The organism is Rhodococcus sp. PSBB066, assembly GCF_017068255.1.
Taxonomy (GTDB): Bacteria; Actinomycetota; Actinomycetes; order Mycobacteriales; family Mycobacteriaceae; genus Rhodococcus; species Rhodococcus aetherivorans.
On sequence record NZ_CP070859.1, the window covers coordinates 2,058,828 to 2,077,631 of the forward strand.

Annotated in this window: 18 protein-coding genes and 1 pseudogene; 11 read left to right on the plus strand and 8 right to left on the minus strand. The window is 71.5% G+C overall.

Annotated elements, in window-relative coordinates; genetic code table 11:
• Positions 1–8: 8 nt before the first annotated feature.
• Complete coding sequence (locus JYA75_RS09620; RefSeq protein ID WP_203329925.1) at positions 9–1,565, minus strand: long-chain fatty acid--CoA ligase; 1,557 nt, start codon at positions 1,563–1,565, stop codon at positions 9–11.
• A gap of 112 nt (positions 1,566–1,677) precedes the next feature.
• Between JYA75_RS09620 and JYA75_RS09625 the strand changes: the two genes are divergently transcribed.
• On the plus strand, positions 1,678–2,292 hold the full coding sequence (locus tag JYA75_RS09625; RefSeq protein ID WP_029545845.1) for a TetR/AcrR family transcriptional regulator: 615 nt from the start codon (positions 1,678–1,680) through the stop codon (positions 2,290–2,292).
• Positions 2,293–2,302: 10 nt separating this feature from the next.
• Here JYA75_RS09625 and JYA75_RS09630 read toward each other — a convergent pair whose 3' ends face one another.
• Positions 2,303–2,908, minus strand: coding sequence for a TetR/AcrR family transcriptional regulator (locus tag JYA75_RS09630; protein WP_050035843.1), 606 nt, complete (start codon positions 2,906–2,908; stop codon positions 2,303–2,305).
• A 190-nt stretch (positions 2,909–3,098) separates the two neighbouring features.
• Between JYA75_RS09630 and JYA75_RS09635 the strand changes: the two genes are divergently transcribed.
• From JYA75_RS09635 to JYA75_RS09655, 5 genes and pseudogenes are all read left to right on the plus strand, one after another.
• Complete coding sequence (locus tag JYA75_RS09635) at positions 3,099–4,421, plus strand: NAD(P)-binding domain-containing protein (RefSeq protein ID WP_050035842.1); 1,323 nt, start codon at positions 3,099–3,101, stop codon at positions 4,419–4,421.
• A 39-nt stretch (positions 4,422–4,460) separates the two neighbouring features.
• Positions 4,461–5,360 (plus strand): annotated as a pseudogene (locus JYA75_RS09640) (alpha/beta hydrolase); the annotation flags it as partial.
• Between the two features lie 256 nt (positions 5,361–5,616).
• Entirely contained in the window at positions 5,617–7,221 is a 1,605-nt protein-coding gene (gene fadD1, locus JYA75_RS09645; protein ID WP_203329926.1) for a fatty-acid--CoA ligase FadD1, read from the plus strand.
• An 83-nt stretch (positions 7,222–7,304) separates the two neighbouring features.
• Entirely contained in the window at positions 7,305–7,505 is a 201-nt protein-coding gene (locus JYA75_RS09650) for a hypothetical protein (RefSeq protein ID WP_006939743.1), read from the plus strand.
• Positions 7,506–7,525: 20 nt separating this feature from the next.
• The gene (locus JYA75_RS09655) at positions 7,526–8,566 is read left to right on the plus strand and encodes a TIGR03617 family F420-dependent LLM class oxidoreductase (protein ID WP_203329927.1); all 1,041 of its coding nucleotides are present in this window, start codon (positions 7,526–7,528) and stop codon (positions 8,564–8,566) included.
• Between the two features lie 28 nt (positions 8,567–8,594).
• Here JYA75_RS09655 and JYA75_RS09660 read toward each other — a convergent pair whose 3' ends face one another.
• Entirely contained in the window at positions 8,595–9,287 is a 693-nt protein-coding gene (locus JYA75_RS09660; RefSeq protein ID WP_050035839.1) for an IF2 family translation initiation factor, read from the minus strand.
• A 29-nt stretch (positions 9,288–9,316) separates the two neighbouring features.
• Positions 9,317–9,874 carry a CsbD family protein gene (locus tag JYA75_RS09665; RefSeq protein ID WP_203329928.1) on the minus strand — a complete coding sequence of 186 codons (558 nt, stop codon included), beginning with the start codon at positions 9,872–9,874 and terminating at the stop codon, positions 9,317–9,319.
• 180 nt (positions 9,875–10,054) lie between these two features.
• Between JYA75_RS09665 and JYA75_RS09670 the strand changes: the two genes are divergently transcribed.
• Entirely contained in the window at positions 10,055–11,491 is a 1,437-nt protein-coding gene (locus JYA75_RS09670) for a hypothetical protein (RefSeq protein WP_203329929.1), read from the plus strand.
• A gap of 18 nt (positions 11,492–11,509) precedes the next feature.
• On the opposite strand, the gene JYA75_RS09675 is transcribed toward JYA75_RS09670, so the two are convergent.
• Positions 11,510–11,842, minus strand: coding sequence for a hypothetical protein (locus JYA75_RS09675; protein WP_029545834.1), 333 nt, complete (start codon positions 11,840–11,842; stop codon positions 11,510–11,512).
• A gap of 223 nt (positions 11,843–12,065) precedes the next feature.
• Here JYA75_RS09675 and JYA75_RS09680 point away from each other — a divergent pair, with 223 nt between their 5' ends.
• From JYA75_RS09680 to JYA75_RS09695, 4 genes are all read left to right on the plus strand, one after another.
• Complete coding sequence (locus JYA75_RS09680; protein WP_006939756.1) at positions 12,066–12,305, plus strand: hypothetical protein; 240 nt, start codon at positions 12,066–12,068, stop codon at positions 12,303–12,305.
• Positions 12,306–12,450: 145 nt separating this feature from the next.
• Positions 12,451–13,767, plus strand: coding sequence for an MFS transporter (locus JYA75_RS09685; protein ID WP_006939757.1), 1,317 nt, complete (start codon positions 12,451–12,453; stop codon positions 13,765–13,767).
• On the plus strand, positions 13,760–14,425 hold the full coding sequence (locus JYA75_RS09690) for a metalloregulator ArsR/SmtB family transcription factor (RefSeq protein WP_006939758.1): 666 nt from the start codon (positions 13,760–13,762) through the stop codon (positions 14,423–14,425). Before JYA75_RS09685 ends, JYA75_RS09690 begins: the two co-directional genes overlap by 8 nt.
• A 117-nt stretch (positions 14,426–14,542) precedes the next feature.
• Positions 14,543–15,955 (plus strand): alkaline phosphatase PhoX, encoded by a 1,413-nt coding sequence (locus JYA75_RS09695; RefSeq protein ID WP_065922121.1) that lies wholly within the window; start codon positions 14,543–14,545, stop codon positions 15,953–15,955.
• A gap of 42 nt (positions 15,956–15,997) precedes the next feature.
• Here the strand turns inward: JYA75_RS09695 and JYA75_RS09700 are convergent, their stop codons facing one another.
• The 3 genes from JYA75_RS09700 to ftsH are packed head-to-tail and all read right to left on the minus strand — an operon-like array spanning position 15,998 to position 18,682.
• On the minus strand, positions 15,998–16,399 hold the full coding sequence (locus JYA75_RS09700; protein WP_065922122.1) for a TIGR03668 family PPOX class F420-dependent oxidoreductase: 402 nt from the start codon (positions 16,397–16,399) through the stop codon (positions 15,998–16,000).
• Positions 16,400–16,427: 28 nt separating this feature from the next.
• Positions 16,428–16,694, minus strand: coding sequence for a hypothetical protein (locus tag JYA75_RS09705; RefSeq protein WP_029545826.1), 267 nt, complete (start codon positions 16,692–16,694; stop codon positions 16,428–16,430).
• A 47-nt stretch (positions 16,695–16,741) separates the two neighbouring features.
• Positions 16,742–18,682, minus strand: a complete 1,941-nt coding sequence (gene ftsH / locus JYA75_RS09710; protein WP_232334155.1) for an ATP-dependent zinc metalloprotease FtsH — start codon at positions 18,680–18,682, stop codon at positions 16,742–16,744.
• Between the last annotated feature and the right edge of the window lie 122 nt (positions 18,683–18,804).

The window sequence follows — 18,804 nt, forward strand, 5'->3', positions numbered from 1 at the left end:
GGTCCTTGTCAGTGAACGCGGCGCTCGGCGCCGGACCAGTAGGAGTCGCGCACGGCGCGGCGGTCGACCTTGCCGTTGCGGTTGATCGGAAGGGACTCGACGAAGTCCACCGAGCGCGGCTTCTTCATCCCGGCGAGCCGCTGGGCGCAGTGGTCGATCAGTGCGGCTTCCGTCGGCCCGGTGCCGGGGCGCGGCACGACGACGGCCTTCACGGCCTCGCCCCACCGCTCGTCGGGGACGCCGACGACGCAGACCTCGGACACGTCGGGGTGCTCGTACAGGGCAGCCTCGACCTCGCTGCAGTAGATGTTGAACCCGCCGGAGATGATCATGTCCTTCTTGCGGTCGACGATGAACAGATACCCGTCCTCCCGCAGGCGCCCGATGTCGCCCGTGTGGACCCACCCGTCGCGGAAGGTCTCCGCCGACAACTCCGGTTCGTGCCAGTACTCGCGCACGCAGTCCGGCCCGCGCACGACGATCTCGCCGAGTTCGCCTGCCGGCACGGGCCGGCCTTCGTCGTCGACCACCCGGACTTCGGTGTCGAACACCGCGCGTCCGCACGACAGCAGGAGCTCGGGGTCGGAGTCGATTCCTCGCTCCACGTCATCCGGAGTGAGAACCGTTACCCCACTGGTGGTTTCGGCCTGTCCGTAACCCTGGGCAACGACCGGTCCGAACAGGTCGACGGCGTCACGCAGGCGTTGCGGGGAGACGGGCGCGCCACCGATCCGCACGCATCTGAGGCTCGAGTAGTCGGTGGTGGTGGCCTCCGGGTGGTCGAGCACCAGGTTGAGCATGGTGGGCACCATGAACGTCGAGGTGATGCGCTCGGACTCGAGGGTGCGCAGGAACAGCCCGGTGTCCCAGTGCGGCAGGATCACGACGGTCGATCCGCGGGAGAGGGAGGCGAGCAGGCCCATGCCCGAGGCGTGGGTGATCGGGCCGGGTGCGAGGTAGCGCTCGCCGACACCGAGCGAGCTGTCCGGAGTCATCAGGCGCTTGCGCATGTTGGCCAGGCGGTTGCCGTGAGTCTGCACCGCGGCCTTGAGTTTTCCGGTCGAGCCGGAGGTGAAGTTCAGGACCGCGGGAACCTCGGGGTCGACCTCGATCGCCACCGGGCGATCGTCGCCCTCGGCCAGCAGGTCGCTGTAGCGCACCGCGCCGTCGCAGCTGTCGTCGTAGTCGACGACCGTGCAGTCCGCCCCCGTGTCGGCGACGATCTTCAGCGCGGCCTCGGCGTGCTCGGCGTCGACGAACAGCATGCGCACGGCCGCGTCCCGTAGGACGTGGGCGACCTCGGCGGCGCCGAGTCGCGCGTTGATCGGCACGCGGAGCAGTCCGGCCTTGCACAGGGCCATCTCGGTCTCCACCAGCTGCGGGCGGTTACCGGCGAAGGTGGCGACCGCCTGCGCCGGTTCGAGTCCGCGCCCGAGCAGTGCCGAGGCGAGCCGGTTGGTGGAGCCCTCCAGGCGGCGGTACGTCCAGCGCTCGTCGCCGCACACCACGGCTTCGTGGTCGGGCCAGTACGTACTGCTGCGGCTCAGATAGATGCCGAGGTTCATTTCCGCTCCTTCGCGGACAGAGTGACTGTTATTGGACACGATGTATTGAACTGGTGTCCGTGTCAAGACTTGCGCTAGCATGGGCGTCCTGGTACCGGGAAGGGAGCCGGCAATGGCAACGGAAGACCGCCGGGTGCGTCGCACCAAGCGACTGCTGCGCGATGCGCTCGTGACGCTCGTGCTCGAGCGCGGCTACGGCGCCGTCACCGTCGAGGACATCGCCGAACGGGCCGACCTCAGCCGCGCCACCTTCTACGGGCACTACACCGACAAGGACGACCTGTTCGGGCGGATCGTCGCGGATCTGATCGCGGAGTTGAACGAACGCCTGCGCCCGCTCGTCACGGACTCGTCGGCCGGGTTCACCGGCAAGCCGGTCCTGGAGATGTTCCGCCACGCCGCCGAGGAACGCGACGTGTACCGGGTGATCCTGCGCGGGGAGGGCGACGGCCGTGCGCTGCGGGAGTTCATGGACGACCGCAGCGAGGTCGTCGCCCGGATCTTCCGCAAGCGCGCGGACGCCCACGGGGTGACCCCGCGCATCGACGTCGACGTTCTCGCCCGGGCCTGGGTCGGCGAGCAGATTTCCGTGCTGCGCTGGTGGATCGAGTCGGATCCGCCCGTGCTTCCCCTCGAGGACGTCACGGAAATGCTGCTGGAACTGTCCCTGCGCGGCCGGTACTGGGCGAACGGCTTCGACGGACCGCCGCCCGGGGCCGGATCCTGACGGTCGCCGATCAGCGCGGTGCGGCGGGCGACAGGCCGGCGAGCACGTACCGCCGCACGTAGCGCAGCACGGCGGCGGCGTCGTCGGGGTCGAGGGTGTTGCCCGGCACGGTGGCGAGGCTGATGAGCGAGCGCGCCACCCACTCGGCGGCCTCGACGGGATCGGCGTCGTCACGGACCTCCCCGCGTTCGATCGCCGCGACGACGAACTCGAGCCAGAACGCCGCGAGATCGGGAACCAGTTCGCGCACCCCCGCGCCGGCGCACGCCTCGAACTCCTCCGGCTCGGTGGCGCGCAGCCGGAGCGGCAGCGCGCCCGGGTCGTCGTAGGTGGCCCGGCCGATCCGGACGCCTGCCGCGAGCTGTTCGTCGAAGGAGCCGTACCCGGCGAGCGCCGCTCGGGCGTCGGCCCAGTACGCCGCGTCGAGCCGGACGATCACGCTGCCGACCAGGCTCGCCTTGTCCGGGAAGTGCCGGTACAGCCAGGCCCGGGACACGCCGGCCGCCTCGGCCACCTCGGCCATCGTGGTCGCCCGGATTCCCTTGGCGCGCAGCGAGTCCTCCGTCGCGGCGAGCAGTCGCTCGCGGACGCTTCCGGGTTTCGTCTCGGTGGGCACGCGCTGTTCCTCTCGGCCGGCGGACCGCGCGGCCCGCGAGCCGACCCTACGCGCAGTAGACACTTTCCGGAATGTGTGTACACCCGCTGTGAACATGTTCTACATTGTGGTCGTCGTCACCGGACGCGCTCGCGCCGGAGATCGGACCGGCTCACCGGATGGCCGGAACCTGCACACGAGGAGCTGCGACATGCCGGCACCGACCACCGCCGTCATCGGCGCGGGAATCAGCGGTCTGACCGCGGGCAAGATGCTCGGGGACTACGGCGTGCCCTACACGTGCTTCGAGTCGTCGGACCGGCTCGGCGGCAACTGGGCGTTCGGCAATCCCAACGGACACAGCAGCGCCTACCGCTCGCTGCACATCGACACGTCCAAGCATCAGCTCTCGTTCAAGGACTTCCCGATGCCGGAGTCCTTCCCCGACTTCCCACATCACACCCAGATCAAGCAGTACCTCGACGGATACGCCGCGGCGTTCGACCTCGAGTCGCGGATCGAGTTCCGCAACGGTGTCGTGCATGCCCGCCGGAACGCGGACGGCCGGTGGGAACTCGACACCGAGGACGGGCGTACCCGGTACTTCGACTTCCTCGTCGTGGCGAACGGTCACCACTGGGATCCACGGATCCCGGACTTTCCGGGCGAGTTCACGGGCATGTCCCTCCACTCGCACCGGTACGTCGATCCGCGCACGCCGATCGACTTCTCGGACAAGCGCATTCTCGTCGTCGGGATCGGCAACAGTGCCGCCGACATCGCGGTGGAACTGTCGTCCAAGGCGCTCGGCAACGAGGTCACCCTGTCCACCCGCTCGAGCGCCTGGATCGTGCCGAAGTACATCGCGGGCCGTCCGGCCGACAAGTACTACCGGACCAGCCCCCACCTTCCGCTCTCCTGGCAGCGCAAGCTCGCCCAGCTCGGGCAGCCCGTCATCGCCGGGCGTCCCGAGCGGTACGGCCTGCCCACGCCCAACCACAAGTTCTTCGAGGCCCACCCCACCCAATCGGTGGAACTGCCGCTGCGCCTCGGTTCCGGCGACGTCGTCGCCAAGCCGAACATCCGCCTACTCGACGGCGCGACCGTGCACTTCGAGGACGGCACCTCGTCGGACTTCGACGTCGTCGTCTACGCCACCGGCTACAACATCACCTTCCCGTTCTTCGACGAGGACTTCGTCAGCGCGCCCGGTAACCACATCCCGCTCTACAAGCGGATCTTCAAGCCCGGCATCGACAACCTCGCCTTCGTCGGGTTCGCACAGGCCACGCCTACCCTGTTTCCGTTCGTCGAATGCCAGGCCCGGCTCGTCGCGGCCCACGTGATCGGGCGGTACCGGCTGCCGTCGGTGGACGAGATGGAGCGGGTGATCGAAGCAGATCAGCGCAAGTACACCGGGCACATGCTCGACCGGCCCCGGCACACCCAGCAGGTCGACTACTTCCTCTACGAACACGACTTGCGGGTACACGAACTACCCGCCGGCAGGAAACGGGCGCTTGCGCACCGGTAGTCGCGTCCACCCGACCGACCTCCCCGAGAAGGTATCCGAATGACACACCGACACAAGACCTTCCGATCCGGTGACGCGCTCTGCGACGCCTGGCACTTCCCCGGGCAGGGCGAGGCGTTCGCCGGTGACGGCGGCCGCCCGGTCGTCGTGATGGCGCACGGGCTCGGCGGCACCAAGGATTCCGGCCTCCAGGCGTTCGCGGAGCGGCTCGCCGCGGCAGGTCTCGACGTCCTCGCCTTCGACTACCGGGGATTCGGCGCGTCCGGTGGTGCGCCGCGTCAACGGGTCGACCTGCGCGGCCAGGCGGACGACTATCGGGCCGCCCTGTGCGCCGCCGCCCGCCTCGACGGGGCCGACCCGAATCGCCTGATCCTGTGGGGTGTGTCGCTGGCGGGTGGACATGTGCTCTCGGTGGGGGCACACCGCCGGGACGTCGCGGCCGTCGTCGCCCTCACACCGCTGGTCGACGGCCCCGCCGCAGGTCTGCTGGCGGCGCGGCACCATTCGATGCCGTCGATGCTGCGGTCCACCGCGATCGGGACCCGCAGCCGAGTCGCGGCGCTGAGAGGCCTTCCGCCCGTAACGATTCCGATCGTGGGCCGCCCCGGCGAGACCGCGGCACTGACCCTGGACGGATATTTCGAGGACTACACGGCACTCGCCGGCCCGACGTGGCGCAACGAGATCGACGCAGGCGTCGCGCTCGAACTCGGTACCTACCGGCCGGGCAAGGACGCCGCCGGACTGCGGTGCCCGCTGCTCGTCCAGATCGCCGACTTCGACCGCAGTGCACCCCCGCACGCCGCCGCGGTCGCCGCCGCCCGGGGACGGGCCGAGGTCCGCCACTACCCGTGCGACCACTTCGACGTCTGGCCGGGGCGCGACTGGTTCGATGCCGCGGTCGCCCATCAGATCTCGTTCCTGTCCCGGCACCTCGGTGCCGGGAGCCCGCCCGCCGGGAGTCCCCGGCACGACGGCACCGCCGGGAGTCCCCGGCACGACGGCACCGCCGGGAGTCCCCGGCACGACGGCACCGCCGGGAGTCCCCGGCACGACGACACCGCCGGGAGTCCCCGGCACGACGACACCGCCGGGAGTCCCCGGCACGACGACACCGCCGGGAGTCCCCGGCACGACGACACCGCCGGGAGTCCCCGGCACGACGACGCCGCCCCCACGACGACGAGGTAGACCGATGGCAGAGACCGTCCAGCAAGCCCTCCGTGAGCGATGCGACCAGGACACCACCGCAGTCGTGTACGGCGACAGGACATGGACGTGGCGCGAGCACCTCGGCCGCGCATCCGCCCAGGCCGCGGCCCTGCTGGGCGTGGCGGACCCGGACCGCCCGATGCACGTGGGCACCCTGCTCGGCAACACTCCCGACATGCTCGAGGCCATGGCGGCGGCCGGACTCGGCGGCTACGTCCTGTGCGGCATCAACACCACCCGCCGCGGCGACGGCCTGGCCCGCGACATCCGGCGCGCCGACTGCCAGATCGTCGTCACCGACCCGGAACACCGGCCCCTGCTGGCCGGGCTCGACCTGCCGGGGGTGCGGATCCTCGACACGTCGTCGCGGGAGTGGGCCGACCTGCTCGCCGGGGCCGGTGTCCTGCACCCGCACCGCGAGGTCGAGGCCATGGACACCTTCATGATGATCTTCACGTCGGGCACGAGCGGCGATCCCAAACCGGTCCGCGTCGCCCACCTGATGGTGCTGTTCGCGGGTCAGAACCTCATCGGTCGGTTCGGTATCGCCGACACCGACGTCTGCTACTTGTCGATGCCGCTGTTCCATTCCAACGCCGTCCTCGCCGGCTGGAGCGTGGGCATCGGCAGCGGCGCCGCCATGGCCCCGGCCGCCTTCTCGGCGTCCCGGTTCCTCGACGACATCCGCCGCTGCGGCGCGACCTACATGAACTACGTCGGCAAGCCCCTCGCCTACGTGCTCGCGACCCCCGAGCGGCCCGACGACCGGGACAACCCGCTGCGCGTGGCATTCGGCAACGAGGCCACCGATCGCGACATCGAGGAGTTCGCACGCCGGTTCGACTGCACGGTCTGGGACGGCTTCGGCTCCACCGAGAACGCCGTCATCGTCACCCGCGAGCCCGGCACGCCGCGCGGATCGATCGGCAAGGGCCTCGACGGCGTCGCCGTCTACAACTCCGCCACCGTCACCGAGTGCCCCGCCGCGGAGTTCGACGCCGCCGGTGCCCTGATCAACGCGGACGAGGCGATCGGCGAACTGGTCAACACCCACGGCGCCGGGTTCTTCTCCGGGTACTACAACGACCAGGAGGCCACCGACGAGCGACTCCGCCACGGCATGTTCTGGTCCGGCGACCTCGCGTACAAGGACGCCGACGGGTGGATCTACCTGGCGGGCCGCACCGCGGACTGGATGCGCGTCGACGGCGAGAACCTCGCCACCGCTCCCATCGAACGGATCCTGCAGCGCCTGCCCGCCCTGAACCGCGTCGCCGTCTACGCGGTGCCGGACGATCACGTCGGCGACCAGGTGATGGCCGCGATGGTTCTGCAGGACGACGCCGAACTGACCCCCGAGATGTTCGAGGAGTTCCTCGCCGCCCAGCCGGACCTGTCGCCGAAGGCGTGGCCCCGCTACGTGCGCATCGCTGCCGACCTGCCCGGTACCGCTACGAACAAGATCCTCAAACGCGAACTGGTGCAACAGGGCCCGACTCCCGGCGGCGGCGTGCTGTGGTCCCGCCGCGACCGTCGCGCGACGGGCACGACATCGGGGGAGGAGGGCGGCTACGTCGTGACCGGGTGAGCCGGGGGAGAGGCCGCGCGTTCGAGTCTCGCTGAGCGGGACTCCGGCGAGGGCGTCGCAGGTGCGCTCCTAGCATCCGCGTCATGACCGCAACCACCGTCGCCGCCTCCGACGTGCACGCGCTGCTCGAACGCCGGCAGCAGTACTCGCGTGACCACCTCGAGGAGTGGATGCGGCCCGAGGAACGCTCGGTGTTCTCCCCGTACGACCGGCTCGGCGCCACCGCCCAGGGCTTCACCGGCAGGCACGAGGGCAGGAACCCGCGCGGAATCGTCGTCTTCTGACCGCGACGAGAGGTCTCGCCATGGAGAGGGTGGCGTCGTTGCCGGCGGACACGCAACTGGGCCGGGTGGCCGAGCGGGTACGCCGGATCGAGGCGCTCGGGTACGACACCGTGCACGTGTCGGAAACGGTGCGGGACCCGTTCACCGTGTGCGCGCTGGCGCTGGAACACACGTCGCGGCTGACGGTGCGCACCAGCATGGTCGTGGCCTTCGCCCGGAGCCCGATGGTGACCGCGTATTCCGCGTGGGAGCTCGCCCGCTTCTCCGGGGGCCGCTTCCAGCTCGGTCTCGCGACGCAGGTCCGCGGCAACATCGTCGGCCGGTTCTCGATGCCGTGGAGCAATCCCGCCGCCCAGCTGCGCGACTACCTCGACTCCCTGCGGGCGATCTTCGGCTCGTTCGCCACCGGAGAGCCTCTGTCGCACAGCGGCACGCACTACACATTCGACCGGTTGCAGCCGTACTTCCGACCCGGCCCCGTCCATGTCCCGGCGCCGCAACTGTGGACCGGTGGCGTCAACCGGCGGATGTGTGTGCTCGCCGGTGAGTGCTCCGACGGATTCGTCACGCACCCGACGAACTCGCACCCCACGTTCCTGCGCGAACACATCCTGCCCGCACTGAGGGAGGGCGCCGAACGCCGTGGCCGGCGCGACGGCGGCCCCCGCGTCGTGGTGGTTCCCAAGGCGATCACCGGCCGCGACGACCGCGTCGTCGCGGCCGCGCGCGAGGCGGCCCGCTCCGAATTCGCGTTCCTGTACTCGACACCCGCCTACCGCGGAACGCTGGCGGCGCTCGGTCTCACCGAAGTCGGTGAGCGGCTGACCAGGCTGGCGCGGGAACAGCGTTGGAACGAGATGACGGAGACGGTGAGCGACGACGTCCTGCGCATCCTCGTCCCGCACGGCACCTACGCCCAGCTGCCGGCCGTCCTCGAATCCTGGTACGGCGGCACGTGCGACGGGTTGTCGATCGACCCGCCCGAGGACCCGGCCGACGACGACGAATTCGCGGCCTTGCTCGACCGCATCCGGGCGATCCCGGTGCGGCCGGTGCGGTGAGGACCGCGGCGCCCGACGGGTCGCCTCGTCAGGCCGGTCCGCCTGCGGCCTCGCCGTTGCGCTCGGCACGACGCCCGACCTTCTCCGCCTCGGACAGATCCTCCAACCGCTCGGCGCGGGCACGCTTGTCGGCTGCCTCGCCCTGTTTGTCGGCGGCGTCCTTCAGCTGCGCCTCGGCCGGGGCGGCGGCGGCCTGCTCGGCGGCCCTGATCTGCTCCTGTTCCTTCCGCCGGGCCGATTCGACCGCCTGCGTGCGCTGTGCCGCCTCGGCGTCGGCCTGCCGTTTCGCCGCCTCGGCGCGTTGCTCGGCCTCCCGTGCGGCGGTGCGCTTGCGCTCCTCCTCACGGGCCCGGGCCTGCGCCACCTCACGCTGCCTCGCCTCGTGGGCCTCCGACTGCTGCGCCCGCGCCTGCTCGCGCTCGGCGCGCAGCGCGGCGTCGGCCTCCTGCTCCTTGCGGGCGGCCTCCTCCTCGAGGGCGCTCGCCCGGGCGAACGCGTCGGTGCGCTCGGTCATCGCGGCGCCGCGCTGCTGCACGTCGCGGGCGCCGAGCACGGTTCCCACGGTCCCGTCGAGCAGGCCGAGGCCCCGCTCGTACATCAGTCGTGGGGGTGCGTCGGGCGGGAACCGCGAGAACACCTGCTGCTCGATCATCTGCAGCGGGAATCGGAAGATCTGGTACTGAAGGCGCAACACGGCCAGGGGCACGGTGGTGATGTTCATGTCGTCTCCGCTTCGTCGGGTATGAGAGGTCAGGGCGTTTCGGCGTCGTCGCCGAGGCTCTCGGCCTTCTGCCGGGCCCGCGCGGCCTCGGCGCGCGCCTCGGCGGCCTCGTCCATCGCCTCCTGGTGTTCCTCGGTGGCATCGATCGCGTCGGCGGTGGCCTCGGCCACCCGGGCGCGCTCGGCGGACTGCGCGCGCGCCGTCTCGACGCGGGCGTCGCGTTCGGCTTCGAGCCGCCCGGCCGCGGCCCGGTGCTGCGCCTGCTGCTCGGCGACCAGATGCTCGCTCTGCTGCCGGCGGCGCACGTCCTGCTCCGCGGCCGCGGCCTCCTGCCGGACCGTCGCTCGTTCCTGCGCGCCCCGCTCGTGGATCGACCCGAGTTCGTCCGCAGCCTCCTCGGTCTCCGCCCGCGCGACGGCTTCGGCGGTGTTCGCCTCCTTGCGTGCGTGGGCCTCGGCCTGCTGGAGCTGGCCCTCGGCGGTGAGCGAGTCGTTGCCGGTCACCGCGCCCGCGACTTCCTTCGCCTTGCCCTTGATGGAATCCAGCAAGCCCTCGCGGGCTTCCGCGGACGTGCCCTCTTCGTCCATGACGTCCTGCTCCTCGGTGGTAGGGACTGTCTGTGCGGGGTTGTCCGCTACCCGGGGGTAACCCGAAATGGCCCGCGTCAATCACGCAGGTGGATTTTCGGAGTGCGGATCCGGGCCCGGCCGCCTGCGCTCCGGCGGACAATGAGGCGCGAGGATCCGGCTCAGGGGGAGGCGACGTCGATGACCGGGAACGACGGCTCGGCTCCGGACGGGAGGCTTCGACGGGTGCTCCCGGAGGCCGGAGCGCACGTCGGCGGCGGCCGCTACCGGCTGGTGGAACGGCACGGCATAGTGGGCGGCCTGCAGTGCTGGCGGGGGCGCGACACGGCCATGAACCGGACCGTCGCGCTGACCCTCGTGCCTCGCCCCGCCCCGGATGCCGGCTTCTTCCCGGGGCTGTGCGTGCGGACCGCCTCGGCGGCCTTCGAGCGGGCAGGGGCCGCGGCCCGGGTCTTCGACGTCGTCGGCGACACCGACCACTGCGTGGTGGTGGCAGAGTGGACGCGGGGCCGGTCGCTGCGCGACGTCGCCGCCGACCGTCCGGACCCGGCCGCGGCCGCACGGATGACGCTTCGCCTGGCCGAGACGGTGCGCGCCGCGCACCGGCAGTCCACGGTCCTGTGCCTGGACGATCCGGTCCGCGTCCGGGTCGGCGAGTGCGGTACCGCCGTCCTCGCCTTCCCCGCGATCCTGTCCGGTGCGGACGAGACGACCGACGTCGCCGGGCTCGGCGCGGTGCTGCGCTGCCTGCTCGGCGCCGGCGAGGCGCGCCCCGGCGCAGAGCCGATGCGGCAGCTCGCCGACGAGGCTTTGGGCGGACATGTTTGTACCGCAACCGATTTCGTCGACCGGCTGGATCGGATGCTCCCGCGTGGCGACGTGCGGTTCCGGGGCGCGGAACGCACGGCCGAAGCCGTACGCCGCCAAACCCCTTCGCCGGCACCGGAACGGTTCCCGGCGCATCGGCCGCCCGCGACCCCTCCCCGGCGCATCGCGGTCGTGCCTGCCTCGGCTGCAATGGTTCTGGTGGCGTGCCTCGCCGCGGTCGGCTGGGTCGCCGGCACCGCCCTGAGTGGCCCGGGTGGCGATTCCGTGGTGACGGCACCGACGCTGCCCGCAGTCGCCGTCGTGGCGCCGACGATCGGTGCCGGGGCGGCGCCGATCAGCGCCCCCCTCGTTCCGCTGTCCGTGCGCGCCCAGTCGCGGGACGGGACTACCGACAATGCGGTGACGGCGGACCTTGCGGCGGACGCCAACCCGAACACGGCCTGGAGCACCGACCTGTATCCCCGGCCGGTCCCGGCCGGCCGGAGCGGCGTGGGCCTGACGATCGCCTTCCCGCGGCCGGTCCGGCTCGGCGAGGTCCGGATCGACAGCCTCAGTGCCGGTTCGCGTGTCGAGATCCGAACCGCGCCCCGCGGTGGCGGCCCGCACCCCGCGGCGCAGACGATCGGCGGCGCTGTCCTCGTCTCCGGCGTGACCCGCATACCGGTGGCGGCAACGGCGGCACCGATGTCGGAGGTGCTCGTCTGGATCACGGAACTCGCGGCGGTCGGACCCGGCCGCTTCCGGACGTCGCTGTCCGAGGTGGGATTCAGCGGAGACACCGGACCGTGATCGTCCGCTGGCACCTCGTCAGTCGTACGCGCGGACGTGGCGGACGACCACCCGCGGACCGTACCGTGCGCGCGCACGCGCCAGTGCCTCCGACCGCACCTGCTCCTCGGTCACTCCCGTGGGCAGGGACAGGATCAAGCTCTCCGTGCGGTGGTCCGGATCGGCGGGATCCTCGACCAGGCACATCCAATCGAACGTTCCACCGGCGCGTCTGCGGGCCAATTCGATCCGGGCCGCCTCGACAGGCCCGCACCCCACGGCGGCATCGTGCGTCGTGCTCTGGTCCACGAGCCGCACGAGATGCTCGGTGGACCACCGGTGCACACCGCTGTTCAGCCGAACAGGATCCATCGCGTCACCGCCTCCCCGCGGCACATCCCCGGACCCTTCGCTTCGGGCGTCGAGTCCGGTGCGGGAGCTCTCCGGTGATTCTTCCACCTGTGCGGCCGGACGAGAAGGCCGGTTGCGGCGTATCCGCCGAGCGGACCGGCCGGGTGCCGGGCGTGGCGCCGGAGCACCCCGTCGGCCACGATGACTTCACACCCCGCACGTCGAATCGAAGGACGGTCCCGCAATGAGCACCCCCGAGCTGGCCCGGCACGCCTCGCGGTTGCGGGCCGATCTGCACGTGTTCGATCGACGTATCAAGGAACTGAGCGAAGAGTTCGGGCGGATCGATCGCCATTCCCACGGAGACTCCGCCGAGGCCGCGCTCCTCGAGATCCTCGACCTCCTCGCCGACGCGCGCCTGGATCTGCGCAGCGTCGACAAACATCTGGAGACGGCGGTCCGGCACGCCGAGAACCTGCACTGATCGCCGCGAGGGCACACCCGCTCCGCCGTCGGTGGCGGTTCATTCCATAATTCCATAGAATGTCGTAGTGAAGTCGGCCGCGTCTCCCGCCGGGAAGGCGCGGCGCGCGGCGACCCTGATCCCACACGTCCCCGGAGGGCGGCTCATGAACAGCCCCACGCGCCCCACCACCCCGTCCGGCGAACGGATCGGACTCGGCCTGCGCCGCAACGCCGCCCAGTTCACGCTGCTGGTGGTGGTCAACGCCCTCGTCGGCGGCATGCTCGGCCAGGAACGCACCGTGCTGCCGCTGCTCGCCGAGGAGGAATTCGGCATCCGCGCCTACACCGCCGGCCTGTCGTTCATCCTCGTCTTCGGCCTGTCGAAGGCGATCACCAACTATTTCGCGGGCACCTTCTCCGACCGGTACGGGCGCAAACCGGTGCTCGTGGCCGGCTGGCTGGTCGCAGTCCCGGTGCCGCTGCTGCTCATCTGGGCTCCGTCGTGGGGCTGGGTGATCTTCGCCAACGTGCTGCTCGGCATCAGCCAGGGACTGACCTGGTCCACCACGGTGGTGATGAAGATCGACCTCGTCGGCCCGGCCCGCCGGGGGCTCGCGATGGGACTGAACGAGGCCGCGGGGTATGCCGCCGTCGCCGCGACCGCGCTCGCCACCGGCTACCTGGCCGAGGCCTACGGTCTGCGGCCGGCGCCGTTCCTGCTCGGCATCGCCTTCGCGGCGCTCGGCCTGGGACTGTCCACCCTCGCAGTGAAGGAGACCCGCGAACACGCGCGCCTCGAAGCCGTCGGCCACGTGGCCCGCGCCGACGGACGCCACGACCACCTGCACGACAAGCTCACCGACCGGCAGGTGTTCGTCCAGACCAGCTTCAAGGAACCGGCACTGTCGTCCGCCAGCCAGGCCGGCCTGGTCAACAACCTCAACGACGGCCTCGCCTGGGGCCTGTTCCCGATCCTGTTCGCCGCGGCCGGCCTCTCGGTCGGCCGGATCGGCGTCCTCGCCGCGCTGTACCCGGCCGTGTGGGGAGTGGGCCAGCTGGTCACCGGCGCGCTGTCGGACCGGTGGGGCCGCAAGTGGATGATCGTCGCCGGCATGTGGCTGCAGGCCCTCGCCCTGGCCGTGATCGCCGTCTCGGATGCGTTCCTGCCGTGGGCGATCGCCGCGGTGGCGCTCGGCGCCGGCACCGCGCTGGTCTACCCGACCCTGCTCGCCTCGATCGGCGACGTCGCCCACCCCGCCTGGCGGGCACGGTCCGTGGGCGTGTACCGGCTCTGGCGCGACGGCGGATTCGCCGCCGGCGCCCTGCTGGCCGGTATCGTCGCCGACGCGTTCGGCGTCCACGCCGCCGTGTGGGTCGTGGCCGCGCTGACCGCCCTGTCCGGGCTGATCGTCGCGGTGCGCATGTACGAGACCCACCCCCGACCTGCCCGCGTCGCACAGGAGGACCCCGCCCATGGCTGACCGAGCCGCCAAGGACGCCCTCTTCGGGGAGTTCGCCGCCGTCGGCAAGGTGCTCGGCAACCCCGCGCGCCTGGAACTGCTCGACCTGCTCGCGCAGGGCCCGCGCAGCGTGGACGAGCTCGCCGCCGCCGCCGGGCTCGGGGTGAGCACCTGCTCGGCGCACCTGCAGACGCTGCGCGCGGCCGGGCTGGTGCAGTCCCGCCGCGACGGCAAGCGGATCTTCTACTCGCTCGCCGGGGACGACGTGGCCGTCCTGTGGGACACCCTGCGCCGCGTCGCCCAGCGGCACCGCCCGCACACCGAGCTCGCCCGTCGCGCGTATCTCGGCCCGGACGACACCACGGCCGTCGGCACCGAGGAACTGCTGCACCGCCTCGAGACCGGCGAGGTGGTACTGCTCGACGTGCGCCCCGAGGCCGAATACGCCGCCGGGCACCTGCCCGGCGCGCTGCACGTGCCACTCGACGAGCTGACCGAGCGGCTCGCGGACCTGCCGGCGGGCCGCGAGATCGTCGCCTACTGCCGCGGTCGGTACTGCGTGCTCGCCCACGACGCCGTCCGGCTGCTGCGCACCCACGGCGTGCCCGCCCGGCGCGCCGCCGACGGTGTGCTCGAGTGGCGACTCGCCGGCCTGCCCGTCGACTCCGACGTCGCCTGACCGCCTCCGCGACGTTCGCGTCCGGTTCAGTTCCGGGTCACGCGCCGGCCACCGAACCGGGCTTTCCGGTACCTACGGTCCGAAGGACTCGACCGGATCGATGGAGGTATCGAAACAGTGACGACGGCACCACTGAATCGCCGCGGGTTCCTCGGACGCACCGCGCTGGCCGGCCTCGGCGTGGCCCTCGCCGGCAGCGTCGAGGCGATCGTCCGCCCCGGACTTGCGTCCGCCGTGCCCGGCACGGCGATCGGCTACGGCCCGCTCGTCCCGGATCCCAACCGCATTCTCGCCCTGCCCGTGGGCTTTTCGTACACCGTGGTGTCGCGCTCCGGGGAGACGACCCTCGACGACGGCACGCCCGTCCCCAGCGATCCCGACGCCAACGGCGTGTTCGCGCACCGCAACGGTTCCACGATCGTGACCAACCACGAGATCGGCAAGGACGAGCCGTTCGGCGTGCCCGTCGTCGACGGCCTGACCTACGACCCCGGCGCCCGAGGCGGCACCACCACCGTCACGGTGGGGCCGAACGGGCAGCGCACGGGCCAGTACGTCAGCCTGGCCGGCACCGTGAACAACTGCGCCGGCGGAATCACCCCGTGGGGCACGTGGCTGACGTGCGAGGAAACCGAGGCACGCGCCGGCTCCAAGGGATTCACGCTCGACCACGGATACGTCTTCGAGGTCGACCCCGCGAGCCAGGAAGCCAACCGCGGCAAGAGCCCGGTGCCGCTGAAGTTCCTCGGCCGGTACGCGCACGAGGCCGTCGCCGTGGACCCGGCATCGAGCGCGATCTACCTCACCGAGGACGCCGACGAGCCCAACGGCCTGTTCTTCCGGTGGACGCCGCCGCAGGGTTTCCGCGGCGGGCCGGGCGCCCTGCGTGAACTCGCCGTGTCGCCGGGCGGCGACACGGCGGGCAGCCTGCAGGCGATGAAGTGCCTCGACGGCGGCACGCACGTGCCCGACCTGTCGCAGGCCACCGAGCCGGGCGTGCGCTACGCGGTGGAGTGGGTCGACGTCCCCGACCGCGACGCCGCCACCACGCCGGTGCGCGCACAGTTCGCCGCCGACGAGGTCACCCGCAGCCGCAAGCTCGAGGGCCAGTGGTGGGGCGACGGCGGCGCCTACTTCGTCGCCAGCTACGCCCGCACCGGCGACGGCAGCGTCGCCGAGCACGACGGCCAGGTGTGGTTCTACGATCCGGCCTCGCAGACGATCACGCTGAAGACGCTGTTCGGGGTCAACCCCGACCCGTCCGTCGACACCGGCAACTACGACGGTCCCGACAACATCACCGTCTCGCCGTACGGCGGCGTGATCCTCGCCGAGGACGGCGACGGCATCAGCCACCTCATCGGCGTCACCGCCGAGGGACAGCCGTTCGCCATCGCCCGCAACGAACTCAACGACAGCGAGTTCTGCGGACCGGCGTTCAGTGCCGACGGCAAGACCCTGTTCGTCAACATCCAGTCGCCCGGGCTGGTCCTTGCCATCACCGGGCCGTGGCGTCGTCCGATCAACTGATCCTCGATCGCACGGCCCGCGCGGCGCCGCGGGCCGTGCGTGTCAGGCGGACCACGACCGCCAGCGCAGATCGGCGATCCGGAGCACCGGCCCGGCCGGGCGGGCGGCCCGGTACTGCGCGTACTTGACGGCGAGCGCATCGAGACCGGCCGTGCCGACCGCGGAGCGCGGGTCGTGGACGGTGGCGGTGCCGTCGAGGCGGACCCACCACAGGTGCGTCCAGTCCTCCTCGTAGTGGTCGACGAGCACGGTGACGTGCGGGTTGCCCTCGATGTTGCGCAGGCGCCGCAGCCGGCGCGTCGTCTTCGGTTTGTCGTCGACGCAGGTGTAGAGGACGTCGCCGGCGAGCGCGAACACGATCGGGACGAGGTGCGGGCGTCCGTTGCGCCCGGCGGTGGCGAGCCGTGCGACGCGGGCGGCGGTGACGAGAGCGCGTGCGTCCACACCCCCCACGGTAGGCGCCCGCCGGTCGTCACCTTCTCGGTCCGGGGATCCGCCTGTCGGGGCCGAACCGCGAGCCCGCGAGGCCCGGCGGCGCCGGCCGCCAGTTGTACTGGTTCTGCGGCGGCGGGGATTCCAGGTCGGCCCAGGCTTCCCGCGCCCAGGACTCGGCCTCCGGTCCCGGGCCGAAATCGATGCCCAGCGACGGGTCGTGGGTGCAGATCACCCAACGGTGACCGTCGGGAGTCTCGTGGATGCGGTAGTGCCGTGCCGTCGTGGGGTCGGGGAGAGGTGCCATGGGGACCGGGTTCCCCGCGGCGCGGCGAATCATGTCGGGCGCATTCCTCAGGTGCTGCCGAGGCGCTGCGGCCGGGCCGTGTCCGCTTCCGCCCGAAGCACATCGAGGACGACGTCGCCGTCGACGGTCTCCTCCTCGACGAGGATCGCGGCCAGCCGGTCCAGCGCCGTCCGATGCTGCGTCAGGAGCGCGACCGCCCGTTCCTCGGCGGCCCGCAGCAGCCGGGCGACCTCGCGGTCCACGAGCTGCTGGGTGTGTTCCGAGTAGGGCCGCACGAGGCTCCGGTCGCTGGTGTCGGCATGGAGGTAGTTGGGATCGCCGGAGCCGTACCCCACCGGGCCGAACGCTTCGGACAGCCCGAATTCCCGCACCATGCGCACGGCGATCCGGGTCGCGCCGCTCAGATCGTCGGCGGCGCCGGTCGAGCCCTCCCCGAACACGACGATCTCCGCGGCCCGCCCACCCACCCGCACGGTGAGCAGATCGTTGAGATATCCCTCGCTGTAGAGGTGGCGTTCGACCTCGGGGAGCTGCTGGGTCGATCCCAGCGCCATGCCCGCGGGCAGGATCGTCACCTTCGCCACCGGGTCGGCGTGCGGGCACAGGGCCGCGAGCAGCGCGTGACCCGATTCGTGCACCGCCACCGAGGTCCGTTCCTCGGGGAGCAGGGCGTTGGCGCTCTCGCGGCGGCCGAGCAGCAGGCGGTCGCGCGCGGACGACAAGTCGTCGGCGCAGATGACGGTGCGGTCGTCGCGGACGGCGTTGATCGCGGCCTCGTTGACCAGGTTCGCCAGATCCGCACCCGAGAACCCCGGGGTGGCCCGCGCGAGCACACTCAGATCGACGTCGGGCCCGAGGTGTTTGCCCTGTAGGTGCACCGAGAGGATCGCGGCCCGTTCCGACTGGGTGGGCAGGGGGATGACCACCGTGCGGTCGAACCGGCCCGGCCGCAGCAGTGCCGGATCGAGCGCCTCCGGGCGGTTCGTCGCTGCCAGCACCACGATGCCGACGCTCTGATCGAAGCCGTCCATCTCGGCCAGCAACTGGTTGAGCGTCTGCTCCCGCTCGTCGTTTCCGGCGTAGGTCCCGACGCCGCGTTTGCTGCCGATGGCGTCGATCTCGTCGATGAAGATGATCGACGGGGGGCTCTTGCGGGCCTGCTCGAACAGGTCCCGCACGCGGGAGGCGCCGACGCCGACGAACATCTCCACGAACTCCGAGCCCGTGACGGACAGGAAGCGCACCTCTGCTTCACCCGCCACCGCGCGGGCCAGCAGCGTCTTGCCGGTGCCCGGCGGGCCGATCATCAGCACGCCGCGGGGACCCTTCGCGCCGGCGGCCGCGTACTTCTCCGGATCCCGCAGGAAGTCGACGACCTCGCTGATCTCCTGCTTGACGCCGTCGTATCCGGCGACGTCGGCGAAGCGGGTGGTCGGCCGGTTCGCTTCGATCACCCGGGCCTTCGAGCGGCCGAACGTTCCGATGCCCCCGATACCGCCGGCGCCGCCGCTGAATGCGCGCTGCGCCCGGCGGCCGAGCCACAGCAGCAGTCCCGCGAACACCACGAAGGGCAGCATGCTGAACAGAATCGCCCCCCACGGGCTGTCGTCGGTCTGTTCCGCGCTGACCCGGACCTGCTTCGCCTGCAGCTTGTTGTCGAGCCCGGCGAGGTCCAGCGCGGTGGGTAGCTGGGTGACGAATTCGGTTCCATCGGAAAGTGTTCCGTAGACCGATCCCTTGTCGTCGATCGTCACCTGTTCCACGGTGCCCGCGTCGACCCGGTCCACGAAGTCGCTGTAGGTCAGGGTGCTCGAGGTCGGGGTCTGCAGGGCCAGGGCGACCACCAGGCCGCCGAGCAGGACGGCGACCGCGACCAGCTGCCACCACAGGCCCGAGGACGGCGCCGGCGGGGGCGGCGGGTCCGGGGGAGGCCCCGATCGCGCCGACCGTGAGTGGTGAACGGAGAAGAACCTGGTCCGTGTGATCATTCGGCGCTCTCCTGACCTGTCCGTGTCGGATCCACGGTATCCGGACGCACGGAGGTCCTCACCCGTGTCAGCAGGATCGACGAGAGACTGTCGAGTGTGGCGGCGAACCTCGATGTCGGTAT